This window comes from Rhizobium leguminosarum bv. trifolii WSM2297, from assembly GCF_000271845.1.
Window position 1 is genome coordinate 309,770 of record NZ_JH719395.1, and the last position, 15,394, is coordinate 325,163.

At 60.8% G+C, this 15,394-nt stretch carries 14 protein-coding genes and 1 pseudogene; 7 read left to right on the forward strand and 8 right to left on the reverse strand.

Annotated elements, in window-relative coordinates; all coding sequences use genetic code 11:
• Positions 1-8: 8 nt before the first annotated feature.
• Positions 9-1,022, reverse strand: coding sequence for a porphobilinogen synthase (gene hemB / locus RLEG4DRAFT_RS16750; RefSeq protein ID WP_003578435.1), 1,014 nt, complete (start codon positions 1,020-1,022; stop codon positions 9-11).
• 222 nt (positions 1,023-1,244) lie between these two features.
• Between hemB and RLEG4DRAFT_RS16755 the strand changes: the two genes are divergently transcribed.
• The 7 genes from RLEG4DRAFT_RS16755 to RLEG4DRAFT_RS16785 all read left to right on the forward strand — a co-directional run bounded on the left by RLEG4DRAFT_RS16755 (position 1,245) and on the right by RLEG4DRAFT_RS16785 (position 8,003).
• A complete protein-coding gene (locus RLEG4DRAFT_RS16755) occupies positions 1,245-1,682 on the forward strand; it encodes a DUF6163 family protein (RefSeq protein WP_003578436.1) in 438 nt (145 codons plus the stop codon).
• Between the two features lie 128 nt (positions 1,683-1,810).
• Positions 1,811-2,326, forward strand: a complete 516-nt coding sequence (gene ldtR / locus RLEG4DRAFT_RS16760; RefSeq protein ID WP_003574072.1) for a transcriptional regulator LdtR — start codon at positions 1,811-1,813, stop codon at positions 2,324-2,326.
• A gap of 442 nt (positions 2,327-2,768) precedes the next feature.
• Positions 2,769-4,070 (forward strand): L,D-transpeptidase family protein, encoded by a 1,302-nt coding sequence (locus RLEG4DRAFT_RS16765; RefSeq protein ID WP_003578438.1) that lies wholly within the window; start codon positions 2,769-2,771, stop codon positions 4,068-4,070.
• A gap of 217 nt (positions 4,071-4,287) precedes the next feature.
• Complete coding sequence (gene glyA, locus RLEG4DRAFT_RS16770; protein ID WP_003578440.1) at positions 4,288-5,586, forward strand: serine hydroxymethyltransferase; 1,299 nt, start codon at positions 4,288-4,290, stop codon at positions 5,584-5,586.
• A 9-nt stretch (positions 5,587-5,595) separates the two neighbouring features.
• Positions 5,596-6,072: a transcriptional regulator NrdR gene (nrdR, locus tag RLEG4DRAFT_RS16775; RefSeq protein ID WP_003547190.1), complete on the forward strand. Its 477-nt coding sequence runs from the start codon at positions 5,596-5,598 to the stop codon at positions 6,070-6,072.
• A gap of 3 nt (positions 6,073-6,075) precedes the next feature.
• Positions 6,076-7,392, forward strand: coding sequence for a bifunctional diaminohydroxyphosphoribosylaminopyrimidine deaminase/5-amino-6-(5-phosphoribosylamino)uracil reductase RibD (gene ribD / locus RLEG4DRAFT_RS16780; protein ID WP_003578441.1), 1,317 nt, complete (start codon positions 6,076-6,078; stop codon positions 7,390-7,392).
• Entirely contained in the window at positions 7,392-8,003 is a 612-nt protein-coding gene (locus RLEG4DRAFT_RS16785; RefSeq protein ID WP_003578443.1) for a riboflavin synthase, read from the forward strand. Before ribD ends, RLEG4DRAFT_RS16785 begins: the two co-directional genes overlap by 1 nt.
• Before the next feature lie 115 nt (positions 8,004-8,118).
• On the opposite strand, the gene rfbA is transcribed toward RLEG4DRAFT_RS16785, so the two are convergent.
• From rfbA to RLEG4DRAFT_RS16820, 7 genes and pseudogenes are all read right to left on the reverse strand, one after another.
• Complete coding sequence (gene rfbA, locus RLEG4DRAFT_RS16790) at positions 8,119-8,988, reverse strand: glucose-1-phosphate thymidylyltransferase RfbA (protein WP_003578445.1); 870 nt, start codon at positions 8,986-8,988, stop codon at positions 8,119-8,121.
• Positions 8,989-8,997: 9 nt separating this feature from the next.
• Positions 8,998-9,885 (reverse strand): dTDP-4-dehydrorhamnose reductase, encoded by an 888-nt coding sequence (rfbD, locus tag RLEG4DRAFT_RS16795; RefSeq protein WP_003578447.1) that lies wholly within the window; start codon positions 9,883-9,885, stop codon positions 8,998-9,000.
• Positions 9,886-9,888: 3 nt separating this feature from the next.
• Positions 9,889-10,944 (reverse strand): dTDP-glucose 4,6-dehydratase, encoded by a 1,056-nt coding sequence (gene rfbB / locus RLEG4DRAFT_RS16800; protein ID WP_037094643.1) that lies wholly within the window; start codon positions 10,942-10,944, stop codon positions 9,889-9,891.
• A 6-nt stretch (positions 10,945-10,950) separates the two neighbouring features.
• Positions 10,951-11,529 carry a dTDP-4-dehydrorhamnose 3,5-epimerase gene (gene rfbC, locus RLEG4DRAFT_RS16805; protein WP_003578451.1) on the reverse strand — a complete coding sequence of 193 codons (579 nt, stop codon included), beginning with the start codon at positions 11,527-11,529 and terminating at the stop codon, positions 10,951-10,953.
• A pseudogene (locus tag RLEG4DRAFT_RS16810) lies at positions 11,519-13,530 on the reverse strand (glycosyltransferase family 1 protein). The gene rfbC and the pseudogene RLEG4DRAFT_RS16810 overlap by 11 nt, the downstream one beginning before the upstream one ends.
• A gap of 254 nt (positions 13,531-13,784) precedes the next feature.
• Positions 13,785-14,591 carry a hypothetical protein gene (locus RLEG4DRAFT_RS16815; protein ID WP_003578453.1) on the reverse strand — a complete coding sequence of 269 codons (807 nt, stop codon included), beginning with the start codon at positions 14,589-14,591 and terminating at the stop codon, positions 13,785-13,787.
• A 277-nt stretch (positions 14,592-14,868) separates the two neighbouring features.
• Entirely contained in the window at positions 14,869-15,384 is a 516-nt protein-coding gene (locus RLEG4DRAFT_RS16820) for a GNAT family N-acetyltransferase (protein WP_003578454.1), read from the reverse strand.
• Between the last annotated feature and the right edge of the window lie 10 nt (positions 15,385-15,394).

A 15,394-nucleotide genomic window follows, 5' to 3' on the forward strand; every position in this document is an offset into this window, starting at 1 on the left:
CCCCAAAATCACCGTTTGCTGAGGATCTTCGCCACCTCGACCGCGAAATAGGTGAGGATGCCGTCGCATCCGGCCCGCTTGAATGACAGCAGCGTTTCGAGCATCGCCCGCTCGCCATCGATCCAGCCGTTCATTGCCGCTGCCTTGATCTGCGAATATTCGCCGGAAACCTGGTAGGCGAAGGTTGGCAGGCCGAAGGCTTCTTTCATCCGCCAGCAGATGTCGAGATAGGGCAGGCCGGGCTTGACCATCAGCATGTCGGCACCTTCCTCGACGTCGAGGGCCGCATCGCGGATCGCCTCGGTGCCGTTGGCTGGGTCGATATAATAAGTCTTCTTGTCGCCTTTCAGGAGCCCGCCCGTCGAGATCGCCTCGCGATAGGGCCCGTAGAAGGCGGAGGCGAATTTCGTCGCATAGCTCATGATGCCGACGCTCTGGTGGCCGGCCGCATCGAGCGCCATGCGGATCGCGCCGATGCGCCCGTCCATCATCTCCGACGGCGCAATGATGTCGGCGCCGGCATCGGCCTGCATCACGGCGGCGCGGGCGACCTGATCGACCGTCTCGTCGTTGACGATCTCGCCGTCTCTCAAGATTCCGTCATGGCCATGGCTGGTGAAGGGATCGAGCGCGACGTCGGTGATGACGCCGATATTGGGCACCGCCTTCTTGATCGCCGCCGTCGCCTGGTTGATCAGATTGTTGGCTTCGAGGCTGTTCGAGCCGGTCTCGTCGCGCAGTTCCATCTCGATGTTTGGAAAGGTGGCGAGTGCCGGAATGCCGAGGCCGGCCGCTTCTCGCGCCGCCTCGACTGCCTTGTCGATGCTCATGCGGTTGACGCCGGGCATGGCCTGGATCGGATCGACGATGCCGGAGCCGGGCACGATGAAGATCGGCCAGATCAGGTCGTCTACCGTCAGCCGGTTCTCCTGCACCAGCCGGCGCGTCCAATCCGCCTTGCGGTTGCGCCGCATGCGGCGATGGCCGGTGATGTCGTCGACGAGATGCGTCCTATCCTGCATGATATCTGCCCCTGGCCCATTCCATTTATCGGAGCGCTCATTATCATGCCCCCCGAAAAATCCAAACCGGACGATTGGCTGCGGCGGAAAAACCTAAGGCGTATAACCCCGAGATCGATTTTCGGCGTTACGCGCGGACGCGATGTGATAGAGCGTCGTTAGCGCGTCGTCAGACGCGCGGCGCTCGTGAAGAAGATGCAACCCCGAACCGATGTCTGCGCTATGGAAACCGATTCCCCGACGATACCGAAACGCACGCTGGCGGATATACTCTTCATTCTCTTCCTGAGGCTGGTTGCCGTATCCTGCTTCTGGTTCGGTCTGCAATACTGGGCGATGCTCGTCGGTTATTCGCTGGTCGGCGCCGGCCGCTTCGATCTTTTGAGCCTGCCGTGGAAGGTGGCGAGCACCAGTCTCGCCGTGCTTTTCCCCGTTGCCTCCCTCGGCCTTTGGCTTACCGTCTCCTGGGGGCCGGTCATCTGGGTGCTGGCCGCTGGCGGGCAGATCCTGATGTATGGCCTGCTGCCGGATATCTTCGGCCCCAACAAGCTGATCATCCTGCTGCATCTGATGGTCGCCGTGGTTTACTGGATTTTCCGCCTGCTGCTCTGGCTGGAAAAGCGCCGGCATCGCCGCCAGGTAAGTGTTGATTTACCCTGAGACAACGTGGGGTTTCCAGTAAGGCTCCGTTAAGCCTGCGGTTTAAGTCGAATTTTATATGTATTCGATAGGGTCTCACTCAAGGCGGGAAGAAAACACACCGCCAATCAAACAGTGAGGCAGTCAATATGAACACGAAAATTAAGCCGCAGGCGGTATCGAACTTCCGTGACCAGCAGGATCAGGGCATCCGTGATCTTTACATGGAATCCCTTCATCTTGTTGAACGTCTTCACCGCCGTCTTCTCGACGTCATCAAGGACGAGTTCGACCGTCAGGGTCGCAGCGACGTCAACGCCATCCAGGCGCTGCTCCTTTTCAACATCGGCAATTCCGAGCTGACCGCCGGCGAGCTGCGCTCGCGGGGCTACTATCTCGGCTCCAACGTTTCCTACAACGTCAAGAAGCTGGTCGATCTCGGCTTCATCAACCACCAGCGCTCGCGCATCGACCGCCGCTCGGTCCGCATCAGCCTGACCGAAACCGGCCAGGACATCGCCGAAACCGTGGCCAAGCTCTACGAACGCCACATCACCTCGATCGACAAGGTGGGCGGCATCGGCACCGACGAGTTCACCCAGATGAACAAGCTGCTCCAGCGCCTCGACCGCTTCTGGAACGACTCGATCATGTATCGCCTCTAAGACCCTTGACCTCCTTTCAGGGTTGCAGAAAATCGGACGTGTCCCTGCACGTCCGATTTGCCGTTTGTCTCCCGTGGCATCTTTGCAACGCAAGGCAGGCAAGCATTATCGCCCGTATCCAAGCCGTTTTTTAGCCGTTATTAACCCGCACGGTTTAGCCCGTCATATGGTTCGTCGTGTCGCGTTTCCGGTAGCCGGGTCATCCGTCTTCCTGCCCGATAACACGAATTGGCCATATTGGTGTGGCAGCGGAAGGCTTAACAACCGGCGCTTTCAATGGACCGATCAAAATGGTCAGCCTGTCGCATCGCAATCTTGTGATGGGGCAAGCGGAAAGTTTTGATGTGCCGGGACAACAAATGCACAGAGATCTGCGTTAAAGCGCAGTGATATCGCAAAGAGCCGCGGCTTCTCTTTATCGCCGCATTCAGTGGTTGGGACTATGTCGAAGAAAAACGGAAATGAAGCTCTCTCGCGCCGCGCTTTCCTTGCGTCCGCGGCAACGGTTGGCGCCAGCGCGATTGCCGCGCCGGCCTTTGCGCAATCGGCGATCGATACGCTGATCAATGCGCCGCGCCGCGGCAACTGGGACGACCAGTTTGATGCCAAGGCGGCTTCGCGCACGGCAAGTGCCGTCGTTTCCAACACGCCGATCCTTGGCCCCCAATCGGTCGCCAGCGCCCAGCAGGCGATCATGCAGTATCAGCAGATCGCGGCTGCCGGCGGCTGGCCAGAAGTCAATCCCGGTGACCAACGCCTGCAGCTCGGCGTCAGCCACCCCGCCGTTCAGGCGCTGCGTCAGCGCCTCGCGATCACCGGCGACCTGCCGCGCGAGGCCGGCATGTCGAGCGCCTTCGATTCCTATGTCGACGGCGCCGTCAAGCGCTTCCAGGCCCGCCACGGCCTGCCATCCGATGGTGTGCTCGGCGAATTCACGCTGAAGGCGATGAACATCCCGGCCGATGTCCGGCTGCAGCAGCTGAACACCAATATCGTCCGCCTGCAGACTTTCCCGGAGGACCTCGGCCGCCGCCACGTGATGGTCAACATCCCGGCCGCCTATGTCGAAGCTGTCGAAGACGGCAGTGTCGCGACGCGCCACACCGCGGTTGTCGGCCGTTTGAGCCGCCCGACGCATCTCGTCAACTCGAAGATCTACGAGGTCATCCTCAACCCCTACTGGACCTCGCCGCGCTCGATCGTCGAGAAGGACATCATGCCGCTGATGCGCAAGGATCCGACCTATCTCGAAAAGAACGCCATCCGCCTGATCGATGGCAAGGGCAACGAAGTCGCCCCCGAGACCATCGACTGGAACGGCGAGGCGCCGAACCTGATGTTCCGCCAGGACCCCGGCAAGACCAACGCCATGGCCTCGACCAAGATCAACTTCTACAACAAAAACGGCGAGTACATGCACGACACGCCGCAGCAGGGCCTGTTCAACAAGCTCATGCGCTTTGAGTCGTCGGGCTGTGTCCGCGTCCAGAACGTGCGCGACTTGTCGAACTGGCTCTTGCGCGAGACCCCCGGCTGGAACCGCCAGCAGATGGAGCAGGTGATCGCAACCGGCGTCAACACGCCGGTCAAACTCGCCATCGAAGTTCCGGTCTATTTCGTCTACATCTCTGCCTGGGGCATGCCCGACGGCATCGTCCAATTCCGCGACGACATCTATCAGATGGACGGCAATGCCGAGCTGGCGCTCGATACCACGGCCGGCATGGAACAGCCGGCCCAATAAGCGGCGACCTCTGCATCGCAACCCTCAAACCGCGCCTTCCGGCGCGGTTTTTTTTGTGCCGGGGAGGGCGCGCTATCTCGTAGCCATCATTCGTCGGCGCCACACTGTCGCAAAATGATCGGACCGCGCGCTTTGCTCAGCAAATGTCGTTCTTCGTATTGCCCTTGCCACAACGGAAGGCTAATACCTCACCGCATTCCAGTTGAGGAGCCCGCCCATGACCAATGCTTCCACCGAATCCTTCTTCAATCGCTCGCTTGCGGACGTCGATCCGGAAATTTTCGGCGCGATCGGAAAGGAACTCGGTCGCCAACGGCACGAGATCGAACTGATCGCTTCCGAGAACATCGTCTCCCGCGCCGTGCTGGAAGCCCAGGGCTCCATCATGACCAACAAATATGCCGAGGGTTATCCTGGCAAGCGCTACTACGGCGGCTGCCAGTTTGTCGATATCGCCGAGGAACTGGCGATCGAGCGCGCCAAGAAGCTGTTCGGCGTCAATTTCGCCAACGTCCAGCCGAATTCCGGTTCGCAGATGAACCAGGCCGTGTTCCTGGCGCTGCTGCAGCCGGGCGACACCTTTATGGGTCTCGACCTGAATTCGGGCGGCCACCTCACCCATGGTTCGCCAGTCAACATGTCCGGCAAGTGGTTCAACGTCGTCTCCTACGGCGTGCGTGAAGGCGACAACCTGCTCGACATGGACGAAGTCGCCCGCAAGGCCGAAGAAACCAAGCCGAAGCTCATCATCGCCGGCGGCACCGCCTATTCCCGTATCTGGGACTGGAAGCGCTTCCGCGAGATCGCCGACAGCGTCGGCGCCTATCTGATGGTCGACATGGCCCACATTGCTGGCCTCGTTGCCGGCGGCCAGCATCCGTCGCCGTTCCCGCATTGCCATGTCGCGACGACGACGACCCACAAGTCGCTGCGCGGCCCGCGCGGCGGCGTCATCCTCACCAATGACGAGGATCTGGCGAAGAAGTTCAACTCGGCGGTTTTCCCGGGTCTCCAGGGTGGTCCGCTGATGCACATCATCGCCGCCAAGGCCGTCGCCTTCGGCGAGGCGCTGCAGCCTGAGTTCAAGGAATACGCCGCCCAGGTGGTCAAGAACGCCAGGGCGCTGGCCGAGACGCTGATCGCGGGCGGTCTCGACGTCGTCTCCGGCGGCACCGACAACCACCTGATGCTGGTCGACCTGCGCAAGAAGAACGCCACCGGCAAGCGCGCCGAGGCAGCTCTCGGCCGCGCCTACGTCACCTGCAACAAGAACGGCATTCCCTTCGACCCGGAAAAGCCCTTCGTCACCTCGGGCGTGCGCCTGGGCGCGCCGGCCGGCACGACCCGCGGCTTCAAGGAAGCCGAATTCCGCGAAATCGGCAATCTCATCGTCGAGGTTCTCGACGGTCTGAAGGTCGCCAATTCCGATGAAGGCAACGCCGCCGTCGAAGCCGCCGTACGCGGCAAGGTGGTCAACCTCACAGACCGCTTCCCAATGTATGACTACATGGGATAAGGAGTAGCGATGCGCTGCCCCTATTGCGGTTCGGAAGATACCCAGGTTAAAGATTCGCGTCCGGCGGAGGACAATACGTCCATCCGCCGGCGGCGTATCTGTCCGGATTGCGGCGGCCGCTTCACCACTTTCGAGCGCGTGCAGCTGCGCGAGCTGATGGTCATCAAGAAGACCGGCCGCAAGGTGCCCTTCGACCGCGACAAGCTGGTGCGCTCCTTCGAAGTGGCGCTGCGTAAACGCCCTGTCGAGCGCGACCGCATCGAGCGCGCCGTTTCCGGCATCGTCCGCCGGCTTGAAAGCTCCGGCGAGACCGAAATTTCCTCCGAGCAGATCGGCCTGCAGGTGCTCGAAGCGATGAAGAGCCTCGACGATGTCGGCTTCGTGCGCTACGCCTCCGTCTATCGGGATTTCTCGCTTGCCGAGGATTTCGAAAAGGTCATTTCCGAAATCAACGCCAAGATCGCCCGCGACCCGCTGGACAGGTGAGCCATGAGCGTAATGCCGCATGACGAGAGTTTCATGGCGGCGGCGATCCGCCTGTCGCGCCGGCATCTCGGCCGCACCGCCACCAACCCCTCCGTCGGCTGCCTCATCGTCAGGGACGGCGTCGTCGTCGGCCAGGCGGTCACCGCCATCGGCGGCCGCCCGCATGCCGAGCCGCAGGCGCTCGCTGAAGCCGGCGCGGCTGCCCGTGGCGCCACTGCCTATGTGACGCTTGAACCCTGCTCGCATCACGGCAAGACGCCGCCCTGCGCCGAGGCGCTGATCGCCTATGGCGTTGCCCGCGTCGTTATCAGCGTCACCGATCCCGATCCGCGCGTCTCGGGCCGCGGTATCGCCATGCTGCGTGAGGCCGGTATCGAGGTAGATGCCGGTCTGCTCGAGGCGGAGGGCCGGCGTTCGCTCGCCGGCTATCTCACCCGCCAGACGAAGAATCGGCCCTATGTGACTCTCAAACTTGCGGTTTCCGCCGACGGCATGATCGGCCGCGAGGGGGAGGGACAGGTGGCGATAACGGGCCCGAAGGCCCGCGCCGAGGTTCAGGCGCTGCGCGCCGAAACCGACGCGATCCTCGTCGGCATCGGCACCGCGATTTCAGACGATCCGCTGCTGACGGTACGAACACCAGGTCTCGAAGCACAGTCACCCATCCGCATCGTGCTCGATCCCTCGCTGGCATTGCCGCTGACGAGCAAGCTGGTTCGGACGGCACGGGACGTGCCTGTGATCGTTGTGGCGAGCGAGGAAATTTCGACTTTAGCTGCGGATGCGGAGGGACTACCCCCCTCTGCCCTGCCGGGCATCTCCCCCACAAGGGGGGAGATCGGCAAGGAGCGCGCTCCGAATTCCCTCGCTCCCGTTGGCGATAAATCACCGTCGGCACCTGTTGGGCAGGAAGCAAGCCCCCAGCCAATCTCCCCCCTTGTGGGGGAGATGCCCGGCAGGGCAGAGGGGGGTACCCCACCCACCGACATCATCGCCGAAACAGACTCCCGACGCGCAGCGCTCGAAGCCGCCGGTGTCGAGATCGTCTACTGCAATCCCTATCATCCGGAAATCCTGCTGCCGGCCTTGGCAACACGTGGTATTTCCTCGCTTCTGGTCGAGGGCGGCGCCAAGACCGCCCGGCTTTTCCTCGAGGCTGGCCTTGTCGACCGCATCCAGCTTTACCAGGCGCCTGTCGTCATCGGTGAGGGCGGTATTGAATCCCCGCTTGACGCAACCGACATACCATCGGGTTTTGCCCATACGGGCACGCAGATGTTCGGCGAGGATCGCCTGGACGAATACGAAAGAGGGCTTTGATGTTTACCGGAATAGTCACCGATGTCGGCACGGTCGAATCCGTATCCCCGCTGAAGGAAGGCATCCGGCTGCGGGTCGCCACCGCCTACGATCCCACGACGATCGACATGGGCGCCTCGATCTCGCATTCCGGCATTTGCCTCACCGTCACCGCACTTCCTGACGAAGGCAGCAACGGCCGCTGGTTCGAGGTCGAGGCCTGGGAAGAGGCGCTGCGGCTGACGACGATCGCCACCTGGCAGGAAGGCAGCCGCATCAATCTCGAACGGTCGCTGAAAATAGGAGATGAACTCGGCGGCCATATCGTTTCCGGCCATGTCGACGGCAAGGCGGAAATCCTCTCGGTTACATCGGAAGGCGACGCCACCCGTTACCGCCTGCGGGCGCCCGAACATCTGGCGAAATTTGTCGCCCCCAAGGGCTCGATCGCCCTCGACGGCACCTCGCTGACGGTCAATGCGGTCGACGGCACGGATTTCGACGTCCTGCTCATCCGCCATACGCTCGAGGTCACCACCTGGGGCGAGCGCAAGGCCGGCGATTTCGTCAATTTCGAAGTCGACACCATGGCGCGTTACGCTGCCCGGCTGGCTGAATTCCCGAGCGCCTGAATCGAAAACCTGTACCGGTTTCCAGGGGCATACGACTGGCTCGCCGGGCGCGGAACATCACCAGGCGCTCGCCGCATGCGACTGCACGTCTGCGATGCGGCGCGGGCCATATAGCTCACCAATCCGGCGACAGTTTCGTCAGATACTGGCCGTAGGCGCTCTTGCCGAGTTTCTCCGCGAGCTTGGCGAGGTCGTGCTGCGAGATGTAACCCATGCGCCAGGCGACTTCTTCGGGGCAGGCGATCTTGAAGCCCTGGCGTTTCTCCAGCGTGCTGACGAAACCTGCGGCATCGTGCAGGCTGTCCGGCGTGCCGGTGTCGAGCCAGGCATAGCCCCGGCCCATCAGTTCCACGAAAAGCTCGCCGCGCTCAAGATAGGTTCGGTTGATATCGGTGATTTCCAGTTCGCCGCGGGGTGACGGCTTCAGATTGGCGGCGATATCGACCACCTGCTGATCGTAGAAATAAAGTCCGGTCACCGCCCAGTTCGATTTTGGCTGCGTCGGTTTCTCCTCGATCGACAGCGCATTCATCTTTTCGTCAAAGCCGACAACGCCATAGCGTTCCGGATCGGTGACGTGATAGGCGAATACCGTCGCGCCTTCCCGCCGACTCGTGCCGGATTTCATGATTTCGGGCAGCCCGTGCCCATAGAAGATGTTGTCGCCGAGAACGAGTGCCGAGCTGTCGCCGTGCACGAAGTCGGCGCCGATGATGAAGGCCTGGGCAAGGCCGTCCGGGCTCGGCTGTACGGCATAGGTCAGCGAAATTCCCCATTGCGAGCCGTCGCCGAGAAGGCGCTTGAAGGCTTCGACGTCGTGAGGCGTGGTGATGATCAGCAACTCCCTGATGCCGGCGAGCATGAGCGTCGTCAGCGGATAGTAGATCATCGGCTTGTCGTAGACCGGCATCAGCTGTTTCGAGACGCCCTGGGTGATCGGATGCAGACGCGTGCCTGTGCCGCCGGCTAGAATAATTCCCTTCATGCCCTCTCCTTAAAGACCCTTATTCAGAAGGTCTTGCATGACAATCATCATGGACTGCTTCCACTCCGGGAGCCGGATTCCATATGTTTTGGCGAGCTTGTCGCCGTTGAGACGCGAATTGGCGGGACGCTTCGCCGGTGTCGGATAGTCCGCCGTCGGGATGCGCTCGACGCCGACTTTTTTGCCGCCGGATTTAAGAAGCTCCGCGAATATCTCTTCGGCGAAGTCCGCCCAGCTTGCTTCGCCGCTGCCGGTCAGGTGAAAAGTGCCGCGGAGCGATGGCGCAGGGTCCGCTTCGAGACGGGTTGCGATGGCAAGAATCGCGTCGGCGATATCGAGTGCCGAAGTCGGGCATCCTCTCTGATCGGCGACAACGCGAAGATGATCGCGCGTCTCGGAAAGCCGCAGCATCGTTTTCAGGAAATTGGCGCCAAAGGGGGAATAGACCCAGGCGGTGCGCAGGATGACGTAGTTCGGGTTCGCCGCCGCGACGGCTGTCTCGCCGGCGAGTTTCGAACGCCCGTAGACGGAGATCGGCGCCGTCGCATCCTCTTCGCAATAGGCGGAGGCTTTGTCGCCGCTGAAGACGTAGTCGGTCGAAATGTGGATGACAGGAACCCCGATCCGCGCGGCAGCCTCGGCAACCGCCCCGGCGCCTGCCGCATTGACGGAAAAAGCAAGCTCGGGCTCGCTCTCGGCCTTGTCGACCGCCGTATAGGCGGCGGCCGAGACGATCACATCCGGACGCAGAGTCGAGAAGGCGGCTGCGATGCTTGCAGGATCCGCAAGGTCCATTTCCGGCCGCCCGACCGCGCTGATTTCGATACCCATTTCGGCGCCACGTCTGAGCAGCGACTGAACGACCTGGCCCTGTTTGCCAGTGACGGCAATGCGCATCGCTTATTGTCCCTTGAAAACGCCGAGGCGTTCGCCGGAGTAGACGGTTTCGCGCAACGACCTCCACCACCATTCGTTTTCCAAGTACCAGTGCACAGTTTTCTCGATGCCGGTTTCGAAGGTCTCTTGCGCCTTCCAGCCGAGTTCGCTTTCGAGTTTCGAGGCATCGATCGCATAGCGTGCGTCGTGCCCGGGGCGGTCCGTGACGTTGGTGATCAAACGCGTATGCGGTGCCTTGTCACTAAAGACGCCGTCGAGAATAGCGCAGATGCGATGAACGACGTCGATGTTCCTGCGCTCATTGCGGCCGCCCACATTGTATTTTTCGCCGGGGCGGCCTCTGGATGCGATCGTGAACAGCGCGCGGGCGTGGTCTTCGACATAGAGCCAGTCGCGGACATTCGCGCCATTGCCGTAAACCGGAAGAGGCTTGCCCTCCAGTGCGTTCAGGATCATCAGCGGAATGAGCTTTTCCGGGAAATGGAACGGGCCGTAGTTGTTGGAGCAATTGGAGACGACCACGGGCAGGCCGTAGGTGCGGTGCCAGGCGATCGCCAGATGGTCGCTCGCGGCCTTGGAGGCCGAGTAGGGCGAGGACGGATCGTAAGGCGTCGTCTCCTCGAAGAGGCCCTCGTCGCCGAGCGAACCGTAGACCTCATCCGTCGAGACATGCAGAAAGCGGAAGGCGCTCTTTCGACGGGCGTCAAGCCCGTCCCAATAGTGCCGGGCGGCATCCAGCAGGCTGAATGTGCCGACGATGTTGGTCTGAATGAAATCGGCCGCGCCTGAGATCGAGCGGTCGACATGGCTCTCCGCCGCGAGATGCATGACGATATCAGGACGGAAGGACGCGAATGCTTCCTGCATCCTGGCGCGGTCGCAGATGTCGGCGCGCAGGAACTGATAGTTCGGCGCCGATTCGACGGATTTCAGCGATGCCAGATTGCCGGCATAAGTCAGAGTGTCGACATTCAGCACCTCGGCGCCGATCTCGCTGACGAGATGGCGCACCAATGCCGATCCGATGAAGCCGGCTCCGCCCGTGACCAGTATGCGCATCATGGATCAATCCTTGGGTAGCTGTGCTGAATAGGAAAAATGGTTTGGCAGATCGGCGATCCGCGGCAGCGTCTTGTCCTTGTCGGACGATACCATGTCTCTTTCATCAAAGGGCCAGCGAATGCCGATCATCGGATCGTTCCACGCGATGCCTCGATCATGCTGGGGGCTGTAGGGTGCGGTTACCTTGTAGCTGATGACGCTGTTCGGCTCGATCGTGACGAACCCATGTGCGAAACCGGCCGGTATCCAGAGCTGCTTGCCGGTTTCCGGCGAGAGCTCTTGAGAGAGCCATTTGCCGAAGCTCGGCGATCCCACGCGGATATCGACGACCACGTCCATGATCCGGCCGGCAAGGCAGCGCACCAGCTTGCCCTGTGCGAAGGGCGGGATCTGGAAATGCAGCCCCCGGACGGTGCCGGCCTGCGCCGAAAGTGATTCATTGTCCTGGACGAACGTGACGTCGGCCACATTTTCCCGGAACCAGGCATCCTTAAATACCTCGGAGAAGTAGCCGCGGTGATCGCCGAAGCGTGGCGGGGTGATTGCAACAATGCCCTCGATGGCCGCGGTCTCAATGCGCATGACTTACCTTTTCTGCGGCCTTCATCAGGCGCCTGCCTTCATGACGCTCATCAGCATCTCCGCCTGCGAGCGGCTCTGCATGGCCGCAAGGCCAGTCGCGGCAATGGCATCGCGCTCGTTGGCATCGGCGATCAGCTTGTAGCAGCGTTCGATCATGTCGTCATAGGGCTCGATTGCCAAGCCGCCGACGAAGGGCTGGAGGTCCGGATCGCGGATGTCGCCTTCCGTCAGCACGCAAACGCGATTGGCGAGCAGATAGGAAATGCGCACGATCTCGAAGACGCCGCTCGCATAATGATGGATGTTGATCACGATCTTGGCGCGGGCAATCGCTGCATCGCGTTCCGCGCCATAGATGTTGAAGAGGTGCGCGACCTTGAGCCCGCCGTCCTTCAGCGTCTTGAGGATATGGTGGCGGCGTTCATTCATCGAGCCGTAGAAGAGCACGTCGATGTCTTTGACGGGGGCGTGGCTTATCTGGCTGAGGCAGCGACTGTAGCCGATTTCGAGGACGCCGGCGTGATCAATGCCCTTGGCGGCGAGATTTTCCCGGTTGCGCGGGCTGTAGTCGAGAACCGGCAGCGACTTCAGGACCGAGGTGTAGCGCGAGTTGATCCACGTGCTTTCTTCTGACACCTGCTCGAGATTGATGACGACGCTGTCCGTCGGCAGATGGTTGACGATGTCGGCGGCGAGAAGATTGCCGCCGTAGATGATCGGCGCACGGCCGGCGAATGCGTTCATGTCGCGGGTGATCGGTGCCGAGCCGCCGAGTTCCTCGAAGGCGCCCTGCAGGCCAAGCGCGACTTCGTCGAAGGCGTGGCTGTGATTGTAGTTTTCGGGCGTCACGATCCAGATGCAATGGCGGTCCTTGTGCGCCTGCCATCCGCCGGCAAAGGGCTGCAACAGCTTGCCGAGCGGCTGCTCGATCTTCGGTGCGGCCGGTATAGCAGGCCTTTCCGTCTGTACCGGCTGCTGCGGCACCGGCGAGGCGCCTGAAGGCTGCGGAGCATAGGCGCGCGTCAATTCGCGGCCGCCGATGAATTGGCCGCGCGGCATCCAGGCGGGCGGATCATCAGCCATCCAGATCAGATGCGGCTGCTTGATGAGCGGCTGGCGGCCTTGCTGCCAAGAGGTCAGGAGAGCATCGTCAGGGCTCCGCAGAAAAGCCTCCTTGGCGGCGAAGAGGCCGTGTAGCATCCGGCCGAGGCGGACGCCGAACTTCCATTCGAAATCGGCAGCGGTCGGTACGAAGGCGGCGACCTTCAAGCCGGAGGCGCTAGCCTGCTGGACATAAAGCCCGAGCAGACGCTCGATCACGAAGGGTCGCATCTTGGCGCTGGCATCGCGTGAATAGTGAGCCGTACCGGCATAGGCGGCGCCCGCCGCCGTGCCGGCGCGGGCTTGGTTTTCCAGCGAGTCGAGAATGCGTTCGCAAAAGGCAAAATACCCGGACCAGAATTTCCGGTTGCCGCAGAAATAGTTGCAGAACATGAAGGCCGTCTTGTCCTGCGGCGGCGCGATCGGATAGCCGAGTTCCTGGATATGCAGAAAGATCGGCTCCATGCCGGGGTGACCGCCAAGCAGCGAATGTTCCCAGACGTTGCTGTAGATCGCCGCGTGACCGATCAGCGGATTGTAAAGATAGGCGTCCGCACCCTCTGCCCTGGCCTTTTCCGCCTCCGTGACAAAGGACGGGAAGCTCGTCACCGACTTCATCTCGAATTTGCTGGAGAGCAGCCCCCAAAACACGTCCTCGCCGAGGCCGATCGCCTGGTGATGCTGATGCAGGGTGAGGAAAAGTTCATATTCGCGGGTCGTAGCCTGCGTATTGAACGAGATGTCGAGCGGCATGGCGGCCGCGTCGAGCTGGCTGCGCTGCGAAGGATCGAGATAAGGCTGATAGATAATGACGGATCCCGTGCCGGCAGCCTTCTCGGTGAGAAGCGCCAGATCAGGAAGGCCGGCCGGCAAAGAAGGAATGGGCTGATTGATCGTCAAGGTATTGTCCTTCGCGAAAGGCTACCGTCTGCATGGAAATCTGCAGGACGGCAATTCGAGCCTGTTTGGTGCTACTATTTGAGGTGAAGCTTGCGCCACACTGTTCGCAGGACTGTCGCTGGCAGCCTGGAGGGGTTGTCGGAGCTCGACGGTCCCCTGTCGGTTTTATCCAGCCAGCTTTATTGGCTCAGCCGCTCCCGCTGCCACCATAGCAAAGAGTTGCGATGTTGCGTTTGGAATTGGTCCGCCTCGGTTTAGACGCCGCTCCTGTAGACCCCATCATTCGATACGGTCACTATATCCCCGAACAAGGACCCAGGTAGGGTATTGCCATAGAGTTCGGCGATCCGTTTGACGAGAAGATAGCTTCCCAGACGCTCCTGGCAAAATGAGATCGCACGTTTCTGCACGGGGTCATCGGCTTGAAACGGCTGGTATCGTTTCGCAAATTCAAAAGACGGCGCCACCATGCGGACAAAAGTGTCCAGCCACCAGTCCGTCGGATAGGTGCCGAGTTCAATGCCTCCAGGAACGAAAGTGCTGGAATTAAAAAACTGCAAAGCTTCGGCTTGCGCTAGAGTGTTTGCTTCGACTGCAAACGCTGTATATCTGAGAAAGTCAACAATATTATGGAATCTGGCATAGTGTTGAGATATGTTGTGGAGGTTTAACGGCCGAGGCAGAAAGAAATTTTCTGAAAAAAATTCCGGGTCCTCCGGCCTTGCGATTTCAACTTCTTCTGAAGTCGCTGTATTCATCCCAGGATATTCGGGATTCGGTATTCCGACCTTTAGGCGTGTTAAAAATTTACGATACTGCCAGATGGTAATGTTATGAGGTTTTACTGATTCTTCCGAAACTACTTTCGCAATTACGATCGTTCCAAGAGATCCCGACAATTTCGCGTGAAGCTCCTCCGGCTCGCTGAAAAAGTCATAGCCGGCAATGACATCCATTCCCCTGTTTTCCGAAGGTAATTTAGAGTTGAGCCATATGATTTTCGCGCCCTCGGGTGGAGGGTAGCTCGGCAAATCCTTGTGGCAGACAATAAAAATGGTCATGTTTGTGATCAGCCTCTTGTGGATGGGGAGTTCTGCCGGCTGCAATTACCATGCGGCTCGCCGTCGATGCTTCGTTGTGTCAAGGTCGCGGACGTCAGTATTCCAAGCGCTTCTGCCTCTTGTCGGCGACTCTAAAGGGCGTTCCTTGCGCGTAGCAGGTGCGAAGCCCGGACCCATCCGGGGATGAAGTCGGGCTTTGCTGTTGCCATTGGCGATATCGGCAAGTGGCAGCAAACCCGCAATGGTGGGCGCTGCGTTGCCCACTTGGCGGAAGTCCCTACCGCGAAAACTGAATGACCTCGCCATTATACTGCGTGCGCGTGATCTCGCGAAAACCGAGTTTGGCTGCGACCCTCAACGAGGCCCGGTTGTCCGGGCTGATGATGCAGCTCATCGGTTTTTCCGGGAAATGCGCTTGCCCCCAGCCGATCAGGGCGGTCAATGCTTCGGTGGCGTACCCGCGCCCCTGCGCCGAGGGCATCAGCGCCCAGCCGAGTTCCATCGTCCCCTCGATCGACGGCGTCATCTCGCGGCGGGATTCCATGAAGCCCGCTTCGCCGATGAACCGGCCGCTCGCCTTTTCCACGATCGCAAGAAAGCCGAAGCCCATATGGTGCCACATGCCGGCAATCCGCAGCATGCGGCTCCAGCTCTGCTCGCGCGTCGACGGGATGCCGCTGATGAATCGGACGACGTCTTCATCCGCCCAGAGTGCCGCATGCGCCTCGAAATCGTCGAGGCGGTGCGGGCGGAGCGTCAGCCGCTCGGTTTCGAGGATCGGAATTTCGGTCATATCGGATCCT

Bases quoted from the DNA above. Each gene is read 5' to 3' on its own strand.
- rfbD (WP_003578447.1), bottom strand. From the start codon at position 9,885: ATGCGCATTGCCGTCACTGGCAAACAGGGCCAGGTCGTTCAGTCGCTG.
- ribD (WP_003578441.1), top strand. From the start codon at position 6,076: ATGAGCGTAATGCCGCATGACGAGAGTTTCATGGCGGCGGCGATCCGC.
- ldtR (WP_003574072.1), top strand. From the start codon at position 1,811: ATGAACACGAAAATTAAGCCGCAGGCGGTATCGAACTTCCGTGACCAG.
- rfbA (WP_003578445.1), bottom strand. From the start codon at position 8,988: ATGAAGGGAATTATTCTAGCCGGCGGCACAGGCACGCGTCTGCATCCG.
- RLEG4DRAFT_RS16815 (WP_003578453.1), bottom strand. From the start codon at position 14,591: ATGACCATTTTTATTGTCTGCCACAAGGATTTGCCGAGCTACCCTCCA.
- hemB (WP_003578435.1), bottom strand. From the start codon at position 1,022: ATGCAGGATAGGACGCATCTCGTCGACGACATCACCGGCCATCGCCGC.
- RLEG4DRAFT_RS16820 (WP_003578454.1), bottom strand. From the start codon at position 15,384: ATGACCGAAATTCCGATCCTCGAAACCGAGCGGCTGACGCTCCGCCCG.
- RLEG4DRAFT_RS16785 (WP_003578443.1), top strand. From the start codon at position 7,392: ATGTTTACCGGAATAGTCACCGATGTCGGCACGGTCGAATCCGTATCC.
- glyA (WP_003578440.1), top strand. From the start codon at position 4,288: ATGACCAATGCTTCCACCGAATCCTTCTTCAATCGCTCGCTTGCGGAC.
- rfbC (WP_003578451.1), bottom strand. From the start codon at position 11,529: ATGCGCATTGAGACCGCGGCCATCGAGGGCATTGTTGCAATCACCCCG.
- rfbB (WP_037094643.1), bottom strand. From the start codon at position 10,944: ATGCGCATACTGGTCACGGGCGGAGCCGGCTTCATCGGATCGGCATTG.
- nrdR (WP_003547190.1), top strand. From the start codon at position 5,596: ATGCGCTGCCCCTATTGCGGTTCGGAAGATACCCAGGTTAAAGATTCG.
- RLEG4DRAFT_RS16755 (WP_003578436.1), top strand. From the start codon at position 1,245: ATGGAAACCGATTCCCCGACGATACCGAAACGCACGCTGGCGGATATA.
- RLEG4DRAFT_RS16765 (WP_003578438.1), top strand. From the start codon at position 2,769: ATGTCGAAGAAAAACGGAAATGAAGCTCTCTCGCGCCGCGCTTTCCTT.